Origin of the sequence: Coriobacterium glomerans PW2 (genome assembly GCF_000195315.1) — a bacterium.
GTDB classification, from domain to species: Bacteria; Actinomycetota; Coriobacteriia; order Coriobacteriales; family Coriobacteriaceae; genus Coriobacterium; species Coriobacterium glomerans.
The window spans coordinates 1,738,644-1,760,076 of record NC_015389.1 but is presented as its reverse complement, the minus strand read 5'-3'; the positions used below and the strand labels follow the sequence as shown (position 1 = coordinate 1,760,076).

Below are 21,433 nucleotides of genomic sequence, written 5' to 3'. Positions count from 1 at the left end.
GTGCTCTTCTCAAGCGGATCCCCCGCAGATGTGTCCAAAACTCATTCGGAGTTCGAGTCACGCGACGTCCGCGGTTCGCGACTCGAGTATTCATCTGAAAAGACCCGTGCGTTAACTCGAAACGCATCTTCGCTTAACCGTCGGCCAAGGTCGGCTCGCTATAGTCATGCCAGGCGGCCTGAGGGACCGAAAGACAAACCGCGTCGTCCACCTGGCGATAGCCGGATCATGATATGAAGGAGTGGTCGAATATGGCATTCTCGGTAGTGGTCAAAGACGTCCAAAAGACGTTCGTCACGGGACGGGGGCGCGCCAAGCGGACGACCCCGGTGCTCAGGGGCGTCAGTCTGAGTGTGCGCCCAAAAGAGATGGTTGCGATCGTGGGGCCCTCCGGCTCGGGCAAGTCGACCCTGCTGTACTGCATGTCAGGGCTGGAGGCCGTCGACGGCGGCTCCATCGAGGTGATGGGTCAGCAGGTCGCCGACGCGTCGCGCAACGCGCTGTCGCGCATCCGCCGGCAGCACGTGGGCTTCATCTTCCAGTCCTACAACCTGCTTCCCTCGCTCAGCGCACGGGAGAACGTCGCCCTGCCGGCGCGCTTGGCCGGGCGGCCCGTAAGCGACGCGCGGCTCAACGAGACGCTCGAGCGCGTCGGCCTGGCCGGGCGCGAGCGCAATCGGCCGCAGGATCTGTCCGGCGGCGAGCAGCAGCGCGTGGCTATCGCGCGCGTGCTTGCGAGCGCGCCGGACGTGGTCTTCGCCGATGAGCCGACCGGCGCTCTGGACACGAAGAACGGACGGGAGGTGCTCGGGATGCTCAGAGACATCGCCGACGAACCCTCGCGCTCGGTCGTGATGGTGACCCACGATCTGGAGGCGGCGTCCATGGCCGATCGCGTGCTCATCTTGCGCGACGGTCTGATCTTGCGGGAGATGGGTCGCTCCAGCTCCAAGGAGATCCTCGACGCGATGGAGGCGGCGGCATGATCCGGCTCATCTTCTCCGATCTGAGAGAGCACGCCGCGACATGGGTCGGCGCGCTGATCGTGGCCGTGGGCTGCGGGTTCATCGGCGGGTGGGTGGCGTCTCTGCAGACGACCGCCGATGCCTACGGGGGGCACGTGCACTGGATGCTGCGCAACGCCGTGAGCGGTTATCTCATGTTCTCGGTGCTCGCTGCCGTCGCGGTGCTCATCTCCGCGGCGAACCTCACGGTCGCGGTCCAGCGGCGTTCCTACGCGTTGTGGCAGCTCGTGGGCGTCAGCCCACGGCGGGTGGGCGCGATCGTGCTCGCGCAGCTCGTTGTCGTGGCCGTAGTCGGCTCGCTTGTCGGCACGCTCGTCGCCGCTGCGATATTCGCCCCGTTGCTGCCTTGGACGCTCAGCTCGGCTGAGGTGTTCACGGGTGTGGTTCCTCGGGTGGATCTCGGCCGGATGCCGATGGTCTGGCTTGTTGTGGCGGCGGTGTTCGTGATCGGTGGTGCCCGTGGTGCACGCAGCGCGTCGCGCACCCCGCCGATCTCCGCCTTGCGAGATCCCGAGCAGCGAGTCAGGCGGATGACCTTGCCGCGAGCCGCGCTCGCGCTCGCGCTCATCGGATGCGTCGCCTGGATCCGCGCCACCATGGTGCGTCTGCTGGCGCAGGATCCCTCATCTTGGTTCAATATGGCCTCTTGGGGATTACTCATTCCCGTTTTTTTGGCGGCCACTTTGGTGGCCGCCGCCCCGGTCGTGCTTCCCGCCGTGCTCACGGTGTGGACCTCTATCGTGCCGCAGCGCCGTGGGACCGACTGGTGGCTGGCGCGGCATGCGGCGCGCGAGGGGCTGTCGGCTTCCGCATCGATCGAGACCCCTGTCATGGTGGGTGTAAGCATCGTGGCCGGTCTCTACTCCGTGATCGGCGTGTTGGGAGGCTACGCGCACGCTCAAGGCGACACCGGTGCCTGGATGCTCGATTTCTCCACCGGGCTGATGTTTCTGGGCGGACCGGTGCTGCTGTGCGCGATCGGCGCCGCCGTGAGCGTCGTGATGTCCTCCGGGTCGCGCACCCGCGACATCGCTCTGCTCAGCGCTGCGGGAGCGCGACCGAAAACGCTTGTGGCCGCGGCTGCCTTCGAGGCGCTCATCCATGCGGTCACATCGACCCTGCTCGGCATGGGCGCGGCCGCCGCCGCGGCGGCGCTCATCGCCAGCGTGTTCGGCAGGCCGCTTCTCGCGGACATGGCGCTCGGCGAGGGACTCATCGTCTCGGTGGCGGGCTTTCTTCTGATTCTCACCGCGACGCTCATGCCCACGCTCAGTGCGCTGCGAAGGGACATCGTAGGCGTTCTGGCAGCTCAGGATTAGAGCCATCGCTCAGAGCGCCTCGACATCAGCGAGCGCATATCCCACCTGTTCGCAGGGACGATACATGATCCGATCCGTCTGCGTGAGGACATGGTAGCGAGACCTCAGGGACTTCTCGAGGCGCTCGTGGTGCGGAGCCCATCTGCGCGCGCCTCGCGCTCTGAAGAAGCCGACGAGTTATCTCATGAGCGGAAGATTCGAGCGAGGTCTCCTGCGTGACGGCGGCGTATAATCGCCTCAGCAAAACGACGAGGGGAGACCACCAGATGCCCGTGAGCGCAGATAGATCATCGAGCGCCGATGCGAGAACTCGCGATGAGGTTCTCGAGAGGACCGAGTGCGTATCGGCCCATGAGGTGCTCAAGCGCTTCTTCGGCTACGAGACGTTTCGCGCCGGGCAGCAGCGTCTCATAGATGCGGTGCTCGCCGGCTGCGATGTATTGGGCGTCATGCCCACAGGGGCCGGCAAGTCCATCTGCTACCAGGTCCCCGCTCTCATGCTTCAAGGCATGACGATCGTGGTCTCCCCGCTCGTGTCGCTCATGGCCGATCAGGTCCGCTCGCTGATGAGCGTCGGCGCCAGACCCGCGTATCTGAACTCCTCGCTCAGCCCGTCTCAGCAGGCGACCGTCATGTGCCGTGCGCAGCAGGGCAGCTATCAGATCATGTATGTCGCTCCGGAGCGGCTGTCCGATCCGCGCTTCGTGGACTTCGCGCGCCGCGCGGCGGGCGCAGGCGGCATCGGTCTGCCGCTTGTAGCCATCGACGAGGCGCACTGCGTCTCGCAATGGGGGCAGGACTTCCGTCCCGCATACCTGGGGATCGCCGATTTCATCGATGCGCTTGACCGCCGACCGATCGTGGCGGCGTTCACCGCCACGGCGACCGAGCGCGTCCGCGAGGACATCACGAACATGCTCGGCTTGCGCTCACCGCAGACCGCCGTCACCGGGTTTGATCGCGCGAACCTGTCGTTCAGCATCGAGGAGCTCGGTGAGCGAGCCAAGACCGCCTGGATACGCGATTACGCGCTCGCGCACAGCCGGGAGAGCGGCATCATCTACTGCTCGACTCGAAAGGCCGTCGACGCTCTCGCCGAGGAACTCGAACGCGCTCTGTCTCCCGATGGCATCCGGGTGGGACGCTACCATGCGGGCATGGGCGCTCGGGAGCGTCAGGTGAGCCAACGGGCCTTCATCGACGACGCGATGCCGGTCATCGTCGCCACCAACGCCTTCGGCATGGGCATCGACAAGCCCAATGTGCGCTATGTCATTCACAACAACGTTCCCGAGAGCATCGAGGCGTACTATCAGGAGGCTGGTCGCGCCGGCCGCGACGGCGATCCGGCGAGCGCGCATCTGCTGTGGAATGGCAACGATTTCAGGCTGCGGCGCTTCCTGATCGACCGCGACCCCGAAGACGAGCGGTCCTCGCCCGAGCAGCGAGAGCACGCAAAGATGAACCGCTTTCGGCTGCTCAACCAGATGGAGGGCTACTGCCAGACCACGGGCTGTTTGCGCGAGTACATCTTGCGCTATTTCGGTGACGAGCATTCAGCGTCCAAGCCCTCTGCCATCGAGGGCGCGTCGGAGAGCACGGGTTGCGGCAACTGCTCGAACTGCCTTTCAACCTTCGAGGTCGAGGATGTGACCGAGACCGCTCGAGAGATCTTGGAATTCGTCTCGAGGAACCCGGCTCGTTTCGGAAAGACCCTCATCGCCGATGCTTTGCACGGAGCGCGAAACGAGCGCGTGAGGAGTTCTCGCTTGGATGCCGACAAGGGTTGCGGCGCGCTGTCCGCAGAGCCCCTGAGACTGATCAAGACGGTGATCGATCAGTTGTCTGGCCGCGGCTATCTCGCGGTCTCGCAGGGACACTACCCCGTCATCGGTTTGGGACCGCGCTCGGAAGAGGCGCTGAGCGCGGTGGGGGCCGCGTCCGCCGACTTCAGTTTCACCATGAAGCGTCGCGCCTCTCGGCGCGCGAGCGCGCACAGAGCGCGGCGGGTTGTCGATCTGCTACGTGAGGAGTCCGGGCTCGGATCGCGACCGCGGGCCGGCGACGATGCGGAGCTGTTCGAGCGATTACGCGGCGTCAGGACGACCTTTGCGACGCAGCGGCAGCTGCCGCCGTACATGATCTGCAGCGATGCCGCGTTGCGCGGCATGTGCCGTCTGCGTCCCGCAACGCGCGCTCAGCTGCTCGATGTCAACGGGATCGGCGAGAAGAAGGCGGCGGAGTTCGGAGAGGAGTTCCTCGCCGAGATCGTCGCCTTCGAGCGCGCTCAGCGCTGAGCCGCCACCGCGATCGAGCGTGACGCAACCATGAAGATGGCCCTCGTCGCGCCCGCGCGCGCTCAGGCGGGGAACTATGATGAGAGCTGCTCGCACCTGCGATGAAGGGGCAACCATGGTTGATTCAGCAAAGATCGTATCTGCTCGCGGTGGAGCCGGGGCACGCGAAGAGCCCTTGGTCACGGTCGAGGACGAGTCGCATCCCAAAGCGCTGTTCGCGACACCAGAGCTGCGATGGGCGCTCATCGGAACCGGAGCCATCGCCAATCAGATGGCGCAGGCGCTTCTCTTGGCGGATCGTCACCTCGTCGGCGTCACCAACCGCACGCGTGCGAAGGCCGATGCCTTCGCACGCAGATACGGCATCGAGCGCGTCTACGGATCCCTCGATGAGCTCCTCGCCGATCCGCTGGTGGACGCGGTCTACATCAGCACACCGCACAACACTCACATCAGGTTCATCCGCGCCGCTCTCGAAGCGGGCAAGCACGTCCTGTGCGAGAAGGCCATCACGCTCGACTCCGCCGAGCTCGACGAGGCCCGCGCTCTGGCGGCAGAGCGCGAAGTCCAGCTCATGGATGCCACGACGATCCTGCATATGCCGCTTTACCGCGAGCTTGGGCGCCGCGCTCGAAACGGTGACTTCGGAGCGTTGACTCTCGCCCAGGTGAACTTCGGCAGCTTCAAAGAATACGGAGATCTGACGAATCGCTTCTACAATCCGCGTCTCGCCGGAGGGGCCATGCTCGACATCGGCGTGTACGCGATCACGGCTGCCAGGTTGTTCATGGCCAGCCAGCCGAAGGAGATCGTGAGCCTCTCGACGCGCGCATCGACCGGTGTTGATCAGTCGAGCGGATTCGTGACGAGAAACGCCGAGGGGCAGCTCGGTGTCTTTTCGCTGACATTGCACACCAAGCAACCCAAACGCATCGATCTGTGCTTCGAGGACTGCTATATCGAGATCATCGACTATCCGCGCGCTGATAGCGCAATGGTCGTGTGGACCTCCGATGGGCATCGGGAGGAGATTCAAGCAGGCAGGCAGGAGTATGCGCTTCTCTATGCGGTGGCAGATCTGGAGGCTGCCGTCGACGGCGACCGCTCACGACGCGAGCTGATCGGCTATACCTCCGATGTGATGGACATCATGACCCGTCTGCGCTTCAGCTGGGGCATATATTACCCCGAGGAGGCCGCACTCGCCCGCGCCGCCGGTGTACCGGTCGCAGGCGAGACGACCTGAGGAGACGCGGGCGCGATCGAGCTTGGAGGCTCCAGCTCGCGTGCGCGGCCTTCTGACGGGGCATGAGTCGAGCCGGAGTACGAGTGCTGTCGATGCCGACGGATACGTCGGTCAGCAGAGGAGATCGCGCACCGAGAGATTCGAGTGACTCGCTTCTATCGCATCACGGCCACCGAACACGCACACCGGAGCCTCGACAGCGAGCCTGCTCACGTCCGCGCCGATCTCACGCAAGCCCGCCGGTGTCGCGGACAGGATCTCAGAGCGAATGCGAGCCCGCTCATCGGCCGGCATGCCGCACAGATAGGCGGCGTTCTGCCGCTTCGTGAGCGCATAGGGCTTGATCGGAGCGTCGTGAGCGGCGACCGAGGATACGATGAGGCCCTCCAGGGTCGCGGTGTCAGGCTCGAAGCGGCCGAGCCAGGAGCCAGCGCGTTCGATGCGCTCGAGCGATGGGTCGATGGCCGGATCGCGATAGGTGTAGAAGGCCAGCTGCCGATCGATGGCGCAGATCAGACCGCAGCCGTAGGCTCCTCCCTTGACTCGGATCTCGTTCCAGAGATAGTCGAAGGACAGCGCGCGCGAAGCGACCTTCCAGATGCCGTCTGTGGAGATGCCGATCGCGCGCGGATCGGTGGCTCGCGCCACATAGCAGATGTCGCTCGGGATGACGAACGCCTCGTTCGCGGGAGCGGGCACGGGCACCTGCAGCTGGCCCGCGCCCTCCTGTCGCTCGCTCAATCCGAGATCGCCTGCCACCGACCAATAGCGCGCGTAGTCCTCATCCGATCCGGTGAAGCTCGCGATCGCGCCCGTCGAGCTGAAGATGCGGCGCTGCAGGTCGCGCAGGTCATCCATCACCTGGCCCTTCCGCTCGTCGAAATGCTCGAGGACATCGCGGACGAATCGGTAGTACTCGATGCCATCGAGCTGCTCGCGAACGAGCGCTGCCGGCGAAACGTACGACATCGCCCTGGCTATCGCCGCCTGATGACCGCTCATGAGAAAACCCTGCTCCATGCCGATGCGGACCTGCGTCAGGACATCGCGAATCCGGTCATCGTCCTCGAACAGGGTCTGCGACCAGATCTCACGTGGGATGTCGGCGAGCGCATCGATCTTCTCGCAGAGCGCTCCGGCAGACACCGTGAGCACCGGACGCAGATCGCGCCATCCCGGCGCGCCGAGCACCTCGGGCCGAAAGGAAAGGAAGCCCAGGTTCGATCCGATGAGGCTGTCAAGCTCGGATGCGCTGTGCCGGGAGGTCTTGAGCTGCTGCATGAGCTGGCTGAGCAGCCCCACGAGCGGAAGCTCGCCGTAATCGACGCATGATAGGTCGAAGTAGGTCATCGCGTAGGCGAGCCGCCTGGTGGGTATGTCGTGTTTCAAGCACGGGATCGCCGAGCTCTCATCAAGGGTCGGGACCGCCTCCCGCGCCGCCTCGCCGATGTCGCTCACATGCAGTTGAGGCAGGGACGAGCGAGAATCCGGCGAGTCGGCGCTCTCCTGCTGTCGACGAAGTTCGGCGACGTTGTCTATGATGGTGCCCAGCTCCTGCGAAGACATCTCGGCCTTTTTCGCAGCGAGTCTGGTCGCCTCGTCGAAGTCGCCTTCCGGGTCGCCGCTGTCAGCTGAGCTGGCTGCAGCAGCGTCTTGTCCGTCTTCTTGGATCGGCACGAGTTCCACGAGCGCGCAGTGTTCGCTCTCCAAGATGATCTCGCGCAGCAGGTCCTCGAAGTAGGAACCTGAGAGTTCGTCGCGAAGTGCCGCGTAGACCTCAGCGTATCTGAGCGCGCGGGTCGCCGCCTGCTCATCGTAGAGCCAGGTGGACAGCGCCTCGGAGGCGAGCACGACTCCGTCGGCCGTGCCGTAGTCGCGCTGGCGAAGGCTGAACTCATTGCTCGAGAGCACGGCCTCGAGCCGGTCGCGCGGGATGCCCTCGGCGACGAGGCGAGCGCAGCGCTGCTCGATGATCTCGCGCAGGCGCATCGCCGAATCAGGCGAGGCGTTCTGGAGGATGATCAGGCCATAGGGCTGCAGGCACGCGCTGGATGTGTAGCTCACGAGATTGCCGCCGATGCCAGCCTCGATGACGGCTTTCTTGACCGGTGCCTCGTTCGAACCGAGCAGCGCGTCGAAGAGGATGTCGGCGGCGATGATGCGCTTGCGCTCCGCGACCGAACCGAGTACGTAGGCCATGCCAACCAAGGCGTTGTCAGGTGTTGTGCGCATCTCGACGCGCGCGTGCTCGCAGCGTACGGGCTCATGGGCACAAAGGGGGTTGGGGGCGGCGAGTGCCCCCTCACGGGCCCGCTCGCTCGCGGCGGTGGGAGCCGAGAGGTACTCGGAATCAAGAAATTCTAGAACGCGCGCCGCGTCCATGTCTCCGTAGAGCGTGATGTAGCTGTTCGCGAGGTTGTAATGACGTGCATGCGAGTCCAGAAACCGCTCGTAGGTGAGCTCGGGAATGAAGCGCGGGTCACCGCCGGATTCGAAGGCGTAGGCCGTGCCGGAGAACAGCTCCCGCATGATCGCGCCATCGAGCACCTCCATGGGATCGGACAGTGCACCTTTCATCTCGTTGAGCACGACGCCGTTCAGACGCAGCGGCGCCTCGGGGCTCTCGAGCTCGTAGTGCCATCCTTCCTGTTCGAAGATGGCGGGCTTCGTATAGATGGCAGGATTCAGGACGGCGTCCAGATACACGCTCATCAGGTTCACAAGGTCCTGCTCGTTGGTGGAGGCGACCGGGTACAGCGTCTTGTCCGGGAAGGTCATCGCATTCAGAAAGGTCTGCATGGATGTCTTGATGAGATCGACGAACGGCTCCTTCAACGGGTATCTCTTCGAGCCGCACAGCACGGAGTGCTCCAAGATGTGGAAGACCCCCGTATCGTCTGCGGGCGGTGTCTTGAATCCGATGGCAAAGGCCTTGTTCTCATCCTCGCAGGCGAGATACAGCAACCGCGCGCCGGATAGATCATGTCGCAAGACGTAGGCATCGGCATCTATCTCTTCGATGGTCTCCTGCGAAATGACTGAAAATCCCAGCACATGAGTATCCGGTGCAAGCAGCTCGGCGGCGGCGCGTCTGGGATCGGTCTGGGTGCTCTGCGTGGCTGACATGGTTCTCCTAACATCGGGTCGTCGCATTCGCGAGCCCGCATCGGATGATATCGGCAAAGTCGAGGAGTCGGCGCGAGCTCGAGATCAGCGATGCCGAACTCTTCGCTCAGGTTGTATCCTTTGCCCTGGGCGGGCGGCTCCCATGCATGATAATGCAATCTCCGACAAGTTTGCACGCCGCAAGCGATTTTCGCTCCCGTGCGAGCGCATGTTGCGCTATGGTTGCATGCAAGAATGGACTGCGCCGAGCCCGCTTGATGTGCGATCTCGCTCAGCCCTGCGACGCCCTGACCGGAGAGGCATCCGCCAGCGTGGAGACAGATAGACGGATTCGAATGAGAGCGATGGGAGATCGTCGACTCGTGCGCGGCGTCCTCGCCACGCTCGCAGGCGGATCGTTCTGGGGGCTGTCCGGAACGAGCGCGAGCTTTTTGTTCGCGTTCTACAAGGTGGATACCGCCTGGCTCACCTGCGTGCGCCAGGTGCTCGCCGGTCTGCTGTTTCTCGTGGTCATCTTGGTGCGTGATCGCAGGCGGCTCATCGAGCTGTGGACGACCAAGCGCGATCGCCGCGTGCTGTACGCGTTCACGCTGTGCGGCCTCCTGCTCAACCAGTTCTTCTATCTGTGGACCGTGCGCATCACCAATCCGGGCACCGCGACGGTGCTGCAGTGCCTGTCGCTCGTGTTCATCATGGCGTTCGCTTGCGTGGCAGCTCATCGTCGACCGAAGCGCCGAGAGATCGCCGGCCTCGCGCTGGCGTTCGGGGGGACGTTCCTCATCGCTACGGGCGGCAGCTTGGATAGCATGTCAATTCCTCCTGAGGGACTTGTCTTGGGTCTCGTCACGGCGCTGAGCGCGGCGTCGATGGCGATCATCCCGGTGAGGATCCTGCCGAAGTACGGCTCATCGATCGTCACCGGCTCGGGCATGCTGTGCTCGGGTGTGGTCACGAGTGCGTTCGTTCAGCCCTGGCGCGATCCCCCGGTCCTCGACCCTCTCGGCTGGCAGGCCCTTGCAGTTCTCGTGGTCGTCGGTTCGTTTTTGGCGTACTTCCTCTACATGCAGGGTGTGACCGACCTCGGGTCGGTGCGCGCGAGTCTGCTGGGCACCGTCGAGCCCGTTTCGGCGACCGTGACCTCCGCTATCGTGCTCGGCACGGTGTTCGCTCCCACCGATATCGCAGGGTTCGTCCTCATCATCGCGATGGTGTTTTTGACCGTGTAGACCCCCCCCGATACCCCTCTCGCGCATCAAATTCACGCGGGGCGCGGAGCGCGAGGCGATGTCATCACAGGCCGTAGAGCGCGCGAAACTTCTCCGAGAGATATCCGCAGTAATAGGACGCATCGAAATCGGCCCCGCAGGCTTCTCGGATGAGCTCGGGTGCGTCAGCGGAGCGGCCACGACTCCAGATGCGCTCGCGCAGCCAATCGCGCACCGGTGCGAGATCGCCTGTGGCGCAGGCAGCTCCCAGATCGACCCCCGATGCTCTCATGGCAAAAGTGAACTGGGCGTCGTAGGCGCTTCCGAGCGCATAGGTGGGGAAATATCCGAAGCTGCCGCCCGACCAGTGCACATCCTGCAGACAACCGTGCACGTCGTCGGGCACTGCGAGTCCGAGGTAGCGTTTCGTGAGCTGCGCCCACAGTCCGGGTATGTCTCGCGCGCTCGCCTCGCCGGCGAACAGCAGTCGCTCGATCTCGTAGCGGATCATGATATGAAGCGGATAGGTGAGCTCGTCGGCCTCGGTTCGTATGAGCGAGGGAGTCGCGATGTTGACGGCGCGATATAGCTCCTCCTCGGAGACGGAGCCATATGCATCCGGCACATGTTTGCGCAGCAGCTCGAGCAGCGGCCCCATGAACGCACGGCTGCGGCCGACGGTGTTCTCGAAGAAGCGCGACTGGCTCTCATGGATGCCCATCGATGTTCCGCCTCCAAGGCAGCTGTAGGAGAAGGCGGGATTCACGTTCTGCTCGTAGAGAGCGTGTCCGCTCTCATGAATCATCGAGAACACGTTGCTCATGACGTCATGCTCGTGGATATGGGTTGCGATGCGCACATCACCTGGGGCGAAGCCATCCGAGAAGGGGTGCTCGGTCTGGGCGAGCGCCGTGCCCTCGGGGTCGAGCCCCAGAAGCGCCATGAGATCGTAGGACAGCCGGAGCTGAACCGAGGTGGGAACCGCGGCGCTGAGCCAGGGCGCGTGCGGCTGCTCGCCGCGCTCGTTGATCTCACCGACGAGCGGTACGACCGTGGAGCGCACGGCCTCGCAGAACGCGTCGAACGACGCGCTGTCCAGACCGCGCTCGTACTGATCGAGCCAGACGTCGTAGGGATCGCGCACCGCATCGAGATACCCGGCGTGGCGCTTCAGCGTCTCGACTATGTCGTCCACATAGGGGGCGAACGACTCCCAGTCGTCGGCTGCCTTCGCGCGATGCCATACCGCCTCCGCCTCGCAGGTGAGCCTGGCCCACGCGATGGCTTCATCTGCCGGGATGGCTGCGGCCTCCTTCTGGTCACGGGAGAACACGCGCAGCTCCTCGGTGGTCTGCTCGCCGAGAAGCCCTGCGGCCTCGGCTCGCTGGAGCGCTTCCACGAGTTCGACGGCATCCGGCCCGGTCATGATGGCATGGCGCTGGCCGGCGAGCGCGGCGAGAGCCTCGCCTCGCGCGGCTGCACCCTGTGCGGGGGCGACCGTCGCCCCGTCGAACGACGCGATGCGGGTGAGATAGGATCTCATCCACAGCTCGCGCTGGGTCCGATCAAAGGCTTCCACGATATCGGCTGTCCGTCTGTCGCTCATGTGATTCACGCATCCCTTTCACGGCGGGTTCATCTCGAACAGCTAAAGTGTAACCAGTTAAGGCAGAGCAGGGGAAGTCGGACGCGAAAATCTGTCAGACGATCGCGACGGCTCCGTCAAGGGAGGTCAAACCGTGCCATCCGCAACGGTTCAATTCGATGCGTGGGAAGGACATTACGCGAGACGCCTCGCCTCGCTTCGCCATTCGGCGGTGCGCGACCTGTTCGCCGCCGTATCGCGTCCGGATGTGATCGGTCTGTCGGGCGGTATGCCCGACATATCCGTGCTTCCTCTGGAGCAGGTTGCCGAGTGCGCTGCGGACTGCATCAGAAAAGAGGGGGTTCGCGCTCTTCAGTACGCCGGTTCGCTCGGTCGTCTGGAGTGTCGTCGCGTCGTATGCGACACGCTCGCAGAGCTCGACATCGCCGCCACGCCCGATGACGTGATCCTGACGGGGGGCTCTCAGTCCGCCCTCGATCTTCTGGCCAAGATCTTCATCGATCCCGGCGATGTGATCATCACCGAGGGACCGACCTATCTCGGTGCGCTCCAGGCGTTCTCCGCCTACGAGCCTCGCGTTATCCACATCGAGCTCGACGAGAACGGCATGCGCGTCGATCTGCTTGAGGAGCGCCTGCGCGAGCTGGGTCCACACGGGGCGAAGTTCATATACACGATTCCGAGTTTTCAGAATCCGAGCGGTGTGACCATGTCCCTCGATCGGCGCACCAGACTCATCGAGCTCAGCCGCGCGTACGAGATTCCGATCATCGAGGATGATCCCTACGGCCGGCTGCGCTACGAGGGGGACCCGGTGCCTGCTATCAAGAGCATGGATTCCTCCGTCATCTATCTGGGGACCGTCTCAAAGATCTTCGCACCGGGCCTGAGGCTCGCATGGGTCGTCGCCCCGCATGCCGTCATCGAGAAGGTAAACCTTGCAAAGCAGGGTGCATGCCTGTGCACCTCGCCCATGAACGAGGTTATGGTCGAGCGCTATTTCACCGATGTGGATTGGCACGCCACCCAGCGTCGCGTCATAGCTCTGTATCGCAGGCGTCGCGATGCGATGCTTTCCGCGCTCGCAGAGCTTTTCCCGCCGGAGGTCACGTGGACGCACCCGGCTGGGGGTTTTTTCATTTGGGTCACGCTGCCTCGCTACTTCGATTCCGATCAGCTGCTCTCCTGCGCCCTCAAGGCGGGCGTGGCGTTCGTTCCCGGTGCCGGGTGCTTCTACAACGGAGAGGGGAGAAACAGTCTGCGCATCGCATTTTGCTACGAGGAGCCCGAGGTGCTGCGCGAGGGCATTCGACGGCTCGCAGAGGCCATCTCGGACCGCATGGATCTCTATCGCGCCTTTCTCGCGGTCGGTGCGCTGCCGGAGAGTCCTCAGCCAGCTCCGGGAAAAAACACCCTCGACTCAGAGTCGCCGGCGAGCGCTTCGGCGTCGGTGGCCAGAGAAACACCCGACCGCGCGCATCCGCGATCGGCGGCGACGACCGGCGCGGCTGGTTCAGCCCGCACGATCAAGGAGGAATCATGAAGGTCGCAGTTATCATGGGCGGCACGTCGCTCGAACGCGAGTTTTCTCTCAAAAGCGGGCATCGCATCGCCCGTGAGCTGGAGGCGAAGGATCATATCGTCCTGCCTCTCGACGCCACATCCGAGCTCACCTGCGCCCTGCGCTCCGGCAGACCCGATGTCGCCCTCATCGCCGTCCACGGGTTGGGCGGCGAGGACGGCGCGATCCAGGGGCTTCTGGAATTCCTGCGGATTCCCTATGTGGGATCAACATCAGAATCTTGCCGCGCAAGCTGGAACAAGGTTGATCTGCCTCGAGCATTCAACAGCTATCTGCTCGCGCACCCAGATAGGCTCGAGGATGCGAGCGCGTCGCGATCCGCGCATGAGCGAGGCTGCTCATCCGAGCATCCCGCAGATCAGCTCGACGCCGTCTTCAGCCGAGTCGGCAGCGACTGCGCCCGAGATATGCTCCCGAACAATCCGCTCATTCCGACCCCGAAGACGTTTTGCCTGACAGAGGTCGCTTTTCGCTCGATGGGGGCCGCAGCCGCGCTTGATCTCGTGTGCGACCGCCTGGGATATCCGGTAGCTGTCAAACCGGCATGCGGCGGTTCGGCGATGGGCGTTTCGCGCGTGGGATGCCAAGAGGCGCTGGGCGAGGCCATCATGGGCGCGCTGTCCTTCGACGACAAGGTCATCATCCAAGAGTGGCTGGAGGGCGTCGAACTGTCGGTTGCGATCTGCTGCGGCCAGGACGGGGCGGCCAGAAGTCTGACTCCAGTCGAGATCGCACCCAAGGAGACGTTTTTCACCACAGCCGCCAGGCTCGATCCGAGCGCGGTCGATTACTTCGCACCGGTGCGCGAGGAGTCGTTGGTGGCGAATGGCCATGGACGCTCCGCCGACGATCTTGATTCCCTTATCGCGCGGACGGCGCTCGATGCGTTTTGCGCACTGGGCTGCCGCGATCTGGCGCGGGTTGACATGATGCTCTCCGATGGGGTCGCCTACGTCATCGATGTCAAGGTGGCTCCGGGCATGTCTGAGAACTCGCTTCTGCCGATGGCGGTGGCCGCGAGCGGTTTCGATCTCGGTGATATCTTCGATGGCCTTGTGCGACGGGCTGCTGTGCGCGGAGCCTGAGGCGCGGCTATTGGATTGCGTTGTCTCGGCGGTTGCCAAGGCCCTGTCGGAATTGATCCGACAGGGCCTTTTTCTTCGGCTGCACATCGATGAGCAACGGTGCGGGATGCTTTTCGTGCCTCGTTTCGGTCGTCATCTCACTTCAATATGAAATCGGCAGTCGTTGAAGAAACGCTTCAACCGAATTAGCTGCCGCTCGTGAAGCAGAAGTTTAGCTAACGGTAAAGCACAGAACAATCACAATAGAGTACCGTTCACAGTTCAATTTGAACTAAACACAGAATTCTTCTTTAAAACAAAGAAATTATCTTTAGATTAGACATTAGGCAGTGGGATCGACCCAATGCCTGATTGCATCCAGCAGGAATGGAGGACACGCATGAAAGCACTGGCGCGCTACGGTAAAGAATTTGGTGGCTATCGAATGATCGACGTCCCTGAACCGGTCTGCGGGGACAGTGATCTCATCATCGAGATCAAGGCGGCGGCGATCTGCGGCGCAGACATGAAGCATTGGAAAGTGGACAACGGGTCTGATGAGTTCAATTCCGTTCGCGGCCATGAGTTCGCTGGCGACATCGTGAAAGTCGGTGAAAACGTCACTGATTGGCATGTCGGCCAGCGCGTCGTGTCCGACAACTCTGCGCACGTCTGCGGTGTGTGCCCAGCATGTGACAGCGGTGATTTTCTGTGCTGCGAGCAGAAGGTCAATCTCGGTCTTGATAACAACACCTGGGGCGGCGGCTTCTCCAAATACTGTCTTGTTCCCGGCGAGATTCTGGCGATACACAAGCATGCACTCTGGGAGATCCCCGAAGGCGTCAAGTACGAGGAAGCAGCGGTCCTCGATCCGATCTGCAACGCCTACAAGGCGCTCGCGCAGCAGTCGAGTTTCCTTCCCGGCAGCGACGTGGTCGTGTTCGGGACCGGTCCCCTGGGCCTGTTTTGCGTGCAGATGGCCCGGATCATGGGAGCGGTCAATATCGTTATGGTCGGCCTCGCAGACGATGTTGCCGTGCGCTTCCCTGTTGCGAGGCAAATCGGAGCGACGCACTGCGTGAACGCGTCGACAGAAGATGTTGTCAGCCGCTGCACTGAGATATGCGGACGCGATAATCTCGGGCTCGTCATGGAGTGCTCGGGCGCGAACATCGCGCTCGAGCAGGCGATCAATATGTTGCGACCCAATGGAGAGGTAGTTCGTGTTGGTATGGGTTTCAAGCCGCTTGAATTCTCAATTAATGACATCACCTCTTGGAACAAAAGCATCATCGGTCATATGGCATATGACTCAACAAGTTGGCGCAATGCTATCCGCCTGCTCGCGAGCGGAGATATACACGTGCAACCTATGATCACGCATCGGTTGGGGCTCTCTCAATGGGAGGAGGGCTTTGCGGCCATGGCTGCCAAGGAGGCCATCAAGGTCATTTTCACCTACGACTACGACGAGTAGTTTCCGTCTGCGGTGATCTGCGGGGTACAGCCAGACAGAGTTGATTGCATTGATATCAGCTGTTCAAACCTGCTGAAGGAAGTGAAAAGGGTTGATAACATGAAAAAGTTGATTCCGAACTGCGGTGCGCGGCTGGACCGTCTTCCCGACTGCAGATGGCATTTGTCGATTTTCATGATGGTCTCATTCAGCCTGCTCGTCTGCTGGAGCAACGCCATCGGAGGGCTTGTGCTCGCGCAGCTCAAGGAGATCGGCTGGACCGATAATGCGACAAGCGCTGTATTTACATCGCTTACAACAGCGGGAATGTTTGTCGGTGCGCTTGCCGGCGGGGTGATTGGCGACAGGATCGGACGCAGGCGGGCGCTTTTGGTCTGCCAAGCGGTTCACATCGCTTCGATGCTCGCGGCGGTGATCGCTCCGAATATGGGATTGCTCATCTTCTGCCGGCTCATTCAGGGTATCGGTCTGGGTGCGCTTCTGGTGACGCTGTTTGCAGGATTCACGGAATACATGCCCGGTCGCAATCGAGGTACATGGTCGAGTCGCGCCTCGTTCATCGGCAACTGGTCGTATCCTCTGTGCTCGTCGATCGCTGTGCTCATCTCTCCGATTCTGTCGGCGGACATGAACTGGCGCGTACAGTTTCTCATCCCGTCGGCACTTTCACTTGTCGCAGCGATTCTGGCTTGGGCAAGATTTCCCGAGTCGCCGCGATGGCTTGAGTCGCAGGGACGCTTTGACGAAGCCGACGCCATCATGTCTGAGATCGAGAGCAGGGTTGAAGCCGCGACAGGCTCAAAGCTGCCGGAACCCGAGCTGCGTTCCTCTGAAACCGCAGCGGTCAAGTCTCTGCCGTTCTCGGCGCTGCTTGAAGGCAATCTACTGAGGCGTGTGATCTTGGGATCATTTGTCCTGATCGCCATGAATGTCGTACAGTACACGCTTATCAACTGGTTGCCCACGATCTTTCTGACGCAAGGTATCAATCTCAGCGATTCGATTGTCTTGAATACGATGAGCATGTTCGGTGCACCGTTCGGCATCTTCATCGCCATGCTCGTCATGGATCGTGTTCCGCGCAAAGCCATGGGAATCGGACTGCTCATGCTCATTGCCGTGCTCGGAATCATTTACGCCATGCAGCGTGACATGACCACGATCACCGTCGTCGGATTCTTCCTCATCACCTTTGTGTACATGTATGTCTGCTATGCCTCGGCCGTCTACGTGCCCGAGATCTGGCCGACCGCGGCAAAGCTGCGCGGCAACGGGCTCGCAAACGCCGTGGGGCGCATGAGTGGGATCCTCGCGCCCTACGCTGTTGCGGCTCTGCTCGATTCAACGGGCGTGATGGGAGTCTTTGCTCTGCTCGGCGGGGTGTCGGTAATCGTTGCCATCGCCATCGCGACCATCGGCATCGAGACCCGCGGGGTTTCGGTGGAGACGATCGGAAGTGTTGAGGGGAAAGGACGTGGTGCCATTCGGACTGAGGAAGTCTAACCGTATCAGAACGCCACGTCTATATTCAGGAGGAACCATGAGGAACTCTGAAGCGATACTCGTCACGCCGGGTACCATGAAGATCTTTGATGCGCCGGTACCGAAGCCAGCGAAAAACGAGGTGCTCATAGAAGTCGAATATGTCGGCATCTGCGGATCAGATGTTCACGGATTCGAAAGCGGACCCTACATTCCGCCGTCTGATCCGAATCAACGAATTGGTCTCGGGCATGAGTACGCTGGAACCGTCGTTGCAGTGGGCGATGAAGTGACTGACTTCCGTGTCGGTGACCGCGTGTGCGCCGAGCCGGGCGTGCCAGATGGAACGTGTCGCTACTGTCTGGGAGGACGCTACAACATCTGCCCCGATGTTGACTTTTTGGCGACTCAGCCCCGTTATCGCGGCGCACTCGCGCGATTCATAACGCATCCATCGAACTTAGTCTACCATCTGCCTGAGAACATGAGTTTCATTGAGGGGGCGCTTGTCGAGCCCGCGGCGGTTGGCATGCATGCGGCGCTCGCCGGCAACGCGCGCCTGGGAAAGAAGATCGTCATACTCGGATCCGGATGCATCGGGCTTATGGTGCTTCAGGGCTGCAAGAGTCTGGGCGCGACAGAGATCGTCGTGGTTGATGTCATGCCGAAGCGCCTTGAGATGGCCAAGAAGCTCGGGGCGACCTGGACCGTCAACGCGACGAAGGAAGATACCGTTGCGCGCTGCCGTGAGATCCTCTCCGGTGGTGCAGATATCGTGTTCGAGACCGCGGGTGCCAAAGTCACCGCTCTGCAGGCAACGGACATCGTTGATCGCGGGGGCAATATCATGATAGTCGGCACTATTCCTGAGCCCGTCCCGATTGACTTCTTGAAGATCAACCGTGAGGTCACGATTCAGACTGTGTTTCGGTATGTGAACAACTATCCGATGACCATCGAGGCGATCTCACAGGGTCGTTTCGATGTCGCATCCATGGTGAGCAACGTGTACGACTTTGAAGACGTGCAGCATGCTTTCGAGGAATCCGTTTCAAATAAAGCAAATATTATCAAGGGAGTCATCAAGGTCGGCGGGAGCCGGGAACCAAGCGAAAAAGGAGAGTAATCATGCTGGCAGATATTCGTTACTGGGAGCACAAGGCCACCGAGGGCCACTTCGCGATCCCTCATTTCAATGTTTGGAACGCAGAGATGCTCATGGGTGTCATGGATGCGGCAGAGCAGCATCGCGCGCCCGTCATCATCTCGTTCGGCACCGGATTCGTCGGCAACACTTCATTTGAGGACTTCAGCGCGATGATGGTGTCGATGGCACGTACTGCCACCGTTCCCGTCATCACGCACTGGGATCACGGCCGATCGATGGAGATTGTTCAAAATGCTTGGAAGCACGGCATGAACTCTGTGATGCGCGACGCGTCTGCCGAGACGTTCGAGCAAAACATTCGTCAGATCAAAACGGTCGTCGATTGGTTCCATCCCCGCGGAGTGCCAGTCGAGGCGGAGCTCGGCCATGTTTGCGACGAGGCGGTCTATGAGGATGCGCTCGCGGGCTACGCCTACACCGACCCCGATCAGGCAGCCGAGTTCGTCGAGCGCTCGGGATGTGATTCTCTGGCGGTCGCGATCGGGAACATGCATGGTCAGTACAGCTCGGAGCCCAAGATCAACTTCGACGTGCTCGCGCGTGTGCATGAGGCGGTACGCGTTCCGCTCGTGCTTCATGGTGCATCCGGCATCGGCGATGAGGACATTCGTCGCGCCATCGAGGGGGGCATCGCCAAGATAAACATTCACACCGAGCTGTGCTTGGCCGCGATGGAGGCGGTTCGTGCTCATGTCGATGAGTCGTTCCTCTCGCTTGAGCGTTGCGTGCGCGATGCGGTGCGAGATCGAGCCGCTTCAAAGATCATTTTGTTCGGCGACGAAGGCAAGGCTGAATAAGATGGGTCGTACCGATGTCGTGTGCATGGGTGCTGCTATCGTGGATATTCCGCTGCAGCCGGTGACCCGTGAGATCTTCGAGGTGGATTCCAATCCCGTCGAGCAGATCGCGATGGTGATTGGCGGCGACGCCATTAATGAGGCAACCATCGTCAGGCGACTCGGCCACAGCGTCTCGCTCGTCGCCATGGTGGGCGACGATGCAGCTGGCAGCCATGTGCTCACCCACTGCGACGCTGAGGGCATCGATCGCACGTTTGTAAAGGTAAAGAAAGATATCGATACCTCGATCAACGTCGGACTCGTCACGCCCGACGGCGAGCGAACGTTCGTCACGAATCGCAATGGAAGCCTTTGGAGGACGACGACCGCGGATTTGGATTGCGCACCATTTGCCGGCGCGCGTCTTCTGTCGTTTGCAAGTATTTTTAACAATCCACTGGTTGACGGTACTGCGCTGGTCACGATCTTTCGGCGAGCGCGCGCCTGCGGTCTTACGATCGCTGCAGACATGATCTACCCCAGGTTGGGCGAGACGCTTGAGAACGTGCGGGAGGCTTTGGGTTATCTGGATTTCTTCTTTCCGAATCGCGACGAGGCAGCATGGCTCACCGGCTGCGAGCAGCTCGATGATATCGCTGATGCGCTGCTCGCCTGCGGTGTGAAAAACGTTGTGATCAAAAACGGTGCGAAGGGCTGTTTTGTAAAGAACGTCGTGCGCTCCTTCACGGTCGACGCGATACATGGGGTACATGCGATCGACACAATCGGTGCCGGTGATAACTTCGTCGCGGGGTTTCTGACAGCGGTTCTCGACGGAAGATCGCTCGAGGGGTGCGCTCAGTTTGCAAATGCCGCGGGCAGCTTGTCAGTTCGCGCTATCGGTGCCACAGGGGGTGTTCAAAACCGAGCTCAGGTCGAGCGCGAACGCGCACGCGCATATCGCTAGCATGCAGAAGGCCCCTGTGGCACCTGTTTGCACGGAAAGATCGGTCATTTCACTCAGAGAGGAATCGACGATGAACAACATCAAGTTGGGCGATACGGGGAGTCGGATCTCGCAGATCGGCCTCGGCACGTGGGCAATCGGGGGCGGCCCCGCTTGGGACCAAGACCTTGAGACCAAGACGTGCGTCGACACGATCGTCACAGCCGTCGGCTGTGGAGTCAATCTGATCGACACCGCGCCCGGTTATAACTTCGGCAACAGTGAAATCATGGTTGGACGTGCGCTTGAGCATCTCAAACGCGAGGACGTCATCTTGGAGACGAAGTTCGGCATCGTATGGGATCGCAAGGGGGCGCTGTTCAACAAGGTCGGCGATCGCCAGCTTTACAAGAATCTCTCAGCCGAATCGATCTTGAAGGAGATCGATCAGAGCCTTGAGCGGCTGGGCACCGACTACATCGATATCTACATGAGTCATTGGCAGGCGGTCGAACCCTACTTTACTCCCATCGCGGAGACCATGGAGTTGCTCACAGAGCTCAAAAGACAAGGAAAGATTCGCGCGATCGGTGCGGCAAATGTGACGGCCGCTGATGTCAGACAATACCTGGAGGCGGGCGAACTCGATATCGTGCAGGGCAAGTACAGCATCGTCGATCGCGGAGTGGAAGACGAGCTGTGCGATATCTGCCGGCAAAACGGTATCGTTTTGCAAGCTTATTCGCCGCTCGAGCAGGGTCTGCTCAGCGGAACGATCGAGCGAGGGTACCATGCGGTCGGTGCTCGCGCGAACAAGAGGTGGTTCCAGCCGGGCAACTTGGAGCGGGTCCTCGACATGCTCGATGCTTGGAAGCCGCTGTGCGAAAAGTATGACTGCTCTGTGCCGACACTTGCACTCGCATGGGTTCTCGCTCAAGGAGATTTCATCTCGATCCTATCCGGCTCGACATCACCCGATCAGGTGCGTGAGAACGTGCTGGCCGCCGATATTATGCTCGAGCCATCGGATGTTGCATGGATGCGAGAGCGCGCTGAAGCGCTCGGCTGACAAGTAGGGCTCATTCGAAGAGAGCAGGAGATGTCCGGTCCA

15 protein-coding genes are annotated in these 21,433 nt (G+C 61.6%); 13 read left to right on the top strand and 2 right to left on the bottom strand.

Annotation, left to right across the window (positions count from 1 at the left end):
* Positions 1-251: 251 nt before the first annotated feature.
* The 4 genes from CORGL_RS07740 to CORGL_RS07725 all read left to right on the top strand — a co-directional run bounded on the left by CORGL_RS07740 (position 252) and on the right by CORGL_RS07725 (position 5,887).
* On the top strand, positions 252-986 hold the full coding sequence (locus CORGL_RS07740; RefSeq protein ID WP_013709346.1) for an ABC transporter ATP-binding protein: 735 nt from the start codon (positions 252-254) through the stop codon (positions 984-986).
* Positions 983-2,344 carry an FtsX-like permease family protein gene (locus tag CORGL_RS07735; RefSeq protein ID WP_013709345.1) on the top strand — a complete coding sequence of 454 codons (1,362 nt, stop codon included), beginning with the start codon at positions 983-985 and terminating at the stop codon, positions 2,342-2,344. Before CORGL_RS07740 ends, CORGL_RS07735 begins: the two co-directional genes overlap by 4 nt.
* 266 nt (positions 2,345-2,610) lie before the next feature.
* Positions 2,611-4,641, top strand: a complete 2,031-nt coding sequence (locus CORGL_RS07730; RefSeq protein ID WP_013709344.1) for a RecQ family ATP-dependent DNA helicase — start codon at positions 2,611-2,613, stop codon at positions 4,639-4,641.
* Between the two features lie 115 nt (positions 4,642-4,756).
* Complete coding sequence (locus CORGL_RS07725) at positions 4,757-5,887, top strand: Gfo/Idh/MocA family protein (RefSeq protein ID WP_156789826.1); 1,131 nt, start codon at positions 4,757-4,759, stop codon at positions 5,885-5,887.
* Positions 5,888-5,998: 111 nt separating this feature from the next.
* Here CORGL_RS07725 and CORGL_RS07720 read toward each other — a convergent pair whose 3' ends face one another.
* Complete coding sequence (locus tag CORGL_RS07720; protein ID WP_013709342.1) at positions 5,999-9,013, bottom strand: insulinase family protein; 3,015 nt, start codon at positions 9,011-9,013, stop codon at positions 5,999-6,001.
* Positions 9,014-9,348: 335 nt separating this feature from the next.
* Here CORGL_RS07720 and CORGL_RS07715 point away from each other — a divergent pair, with 335 nt between their 5' ends.
* Complete coding sequence (locus CORGL_RS07715; protein WP_245526898.1) at positions 9,349-10,239, top strand: DMT family transporter; 891 nt, start codon at positions 9,349-9,351, stop codon at positions 10,237-10,239.
* A gap of 64 nt (positions 10,240-10,303) precedes the next feature.
* Here CORGL_RS07715 and CORGL_RS07710 read toward each other — a convergent pair whose 3' ends face one another.
* Positions 10,304-11,824, bottom strand: a complete 1,521-nt coding sequence (locus CORGL_RS07710; protein WP_013709340.1) for a carboxypeptidase M32 — start codon at positions 11,822-11,824, stop codon at positions 10,304-10,306.
* Positions 11,825-11,957: 133 nt separating this feature from the next.
* On the opposite strand from CORGL_RS07710, the gene CORGL_RS07705 reads away from it, so the two are divergent.
* From CORGL_RS07705 to ydjG, 8 genes are all read left to right on the top strand, one after another.
* Complete coding sequence (locus CORGL_RS07705) at positions 11,958-13,367, top strand: aminotransferase-like domain-containing protein (protein WP_013709339.1); 1,410 nt, start codon at positions 11,958-11,960, stop codon at positions 13,365-13,367.
* On the top strand, positions 13,364-14,491 hold the full coding sequence (locus tag CORGL_RS07700; protein WP_013709338.1) for a D-alanine--D-alanine ligase family protein: 1,128 nt from the start codon (positions 13,364-13,366) through the stop codon (positions 14,489-14,491). The genes CORGL_RS07705 and CORGL_RS07700 overlap by 4 nt, the downstream gene beginning before the upstream one ends.
* Before the next feature lie 379 nt (positions 14,492-14,870).
* Positions 14,871-15,947: a zinc-binding dehydrogenase gene (locus CORGL_RS07695; RefSeq protein ID WP_013709337.1), complete on the top strand. Its 1,077-nt coding sequence runs from the start codon at positions 14,871-14,873 to the stop codon at positions 15,945-15,947.
* 99 nt (positions 15,948-16,046) lie between these two features.
* Positions 16,047-17,450, top strand: coding sequence for an MFS transporter (locus CORGL_RS07690; RefSeq protein ID WP_013709336.1), 1,404 nt, complete (start codon positions 16,047-16,049; stop codon positions 17,448-17,450).
* A 37-nt stretch (positions 17,451-17,487) separates the two neighbouring features.
* Complete coding sequence (locus CORGL_RS07685) at positions 17,488-18,555, top strand: NAD(P)-dependent alcohol dehydrogenase (protein ID WP_013709335.1); 1,068 nt, start codon at positions 17,488-17,490, stop codon at positions 18,553-18,555.
* Positions 18,556-18,557: 2 nt separating this feature from the next.
* Positions 18,558-19,394 carry a class II fructose-bisphosphate aldolase gene (locus CORGL_RS07680; protein ID WP_013709334.1) on the top strand — a complete coding sequence of 279 codons (837 nt, stop codon included), beginning with the start codon at positions 18,558-18,560 and terminating at the stop codon, positions 19,392-19,394.
* A 1-nt stretch (position 19,395) separates the two neighbouring features.
* Positions 19,396-20,343, top strand: coding sequence for a carbohydrate kinase family protein (locus CORGL_RS07675; protein ID WP_013709333.1), 948 nt, complete (start codon positions 19,396-19,398; stop codon positions 20,341-20,343).
* A 70-nt stretch (positions 20,344-20,413) separates the two neighbouring features.
* Positions 20,414-21,391: an NADH-dependent methylglyoxal reductase gene (gene ydjG, locus CORGL_RS07670; RefSeq protein WP_013709332.1), complete on the top strand. Its 978-nt coding sequence runs from the start codon at positions 20,414-20,416 to the stop codon at positions 21,389-21,391.
* Positions 21,392-21,433: the final 42 nt, after the last annotated feature.

Bases quoted from the DNA above. Each gene is read 5' to 3' on its own strand.
- CORGL_RS07740 (WP_013709346.1), top strand. From the start codon at position 252: ATGGCATTCTCGGTAGTGGTCAAAGACGTCCAAAAGACGTTCGTCACG.
- CORGL_RS07735 (WP_013709345.1), top strand. From the start codon at position 983: ATGATCCGGCTCATCTTCTCCGATCTGAGAGAGCACGCCGCGACATGG.
- CORGL_RS07730 (WP_013709344.1), top strand. From the start codon at position 2,611: ATGCCCGTGAGCGCAGATAGATCATCGAGCGCCGATGCGAGAACTCGC.
- CORGL_RS07725 (WP_156789826.1), top strand. From the start codon at position 4,757: ATGGTTGATTCAGCAAAGATCGTATCTGCTCGCGGTGGAGCCGGGGCA.
- CORGL_RS07720 (WP_013709342.1), bottom strand. From the start codon at position 9,013: ATGTCAGCCACGCAGAGCACCCAGACCGATCCCAGACGCGCCGCCGCC.
- CORGL_RS07715 (WP_245526898.1), top strand. From the start codon at position 9,349: ATGAGAGCGATGGGAGATCGTCGACTCGTGCGCGGCGTCCTCGCCACG.
- CORGL_RS07710 (WP_013709340.1), bottom strand. From the start codon at position 11,824: ATGAGCGACAGACGGACAGCCGATATCGTGGAAGCCTTTGATCGGACC.
- CORGL_RS07700 (WP_013709338.1), top strand. From the start codon at position 13,364: ATGAAGGTCGCAGTTATCATGGGCGGCACGTCGCTCGAACGCGAGTTT.
- CORGL_RS07695 (WP_013709337.1), top strand. From the start codon at position 14,871: ATGAAAGCACTGGCGCGCTACGGTAAAGAATTTGGTGGCTATCGAATG.
- CORGL_RS07690 (WP_013709336.1), top strand. From the start codon at position 16,047: ATGAAAAAGTTGATTCCGAACTGCGGTGCGCGGCTGGACCGTCTTCCC.
- CORGL_RS07685 (WP_013709335.1), top strand. From the start codon at position 17,488: ATGAGGAACTCTGAAGCGATACTCGTCACGCCGGGTACCATGAAGATC.
- CORGL_RS07680 (WP_013709334.1), top strand. From the start codon at position 18,558: ATGCTGGCAGATATTCGTTACTGGGAGCACAAGGCCACCGAGGGCCAC.
- CORGL_RS07675 (WP_013709333.1), top strand. From the start codon at position 19,396: ATGGGTCGTACCGATGTCGTGTGCATGGGTGCTGCTATCGTGGATATT.
- ydjG (WP_013709332.1), top strand. From the start codon at position 20,414: ATGAACAACATCAAGTTGGGCGATACGGGGAGTCGGATCTCGCAGATC.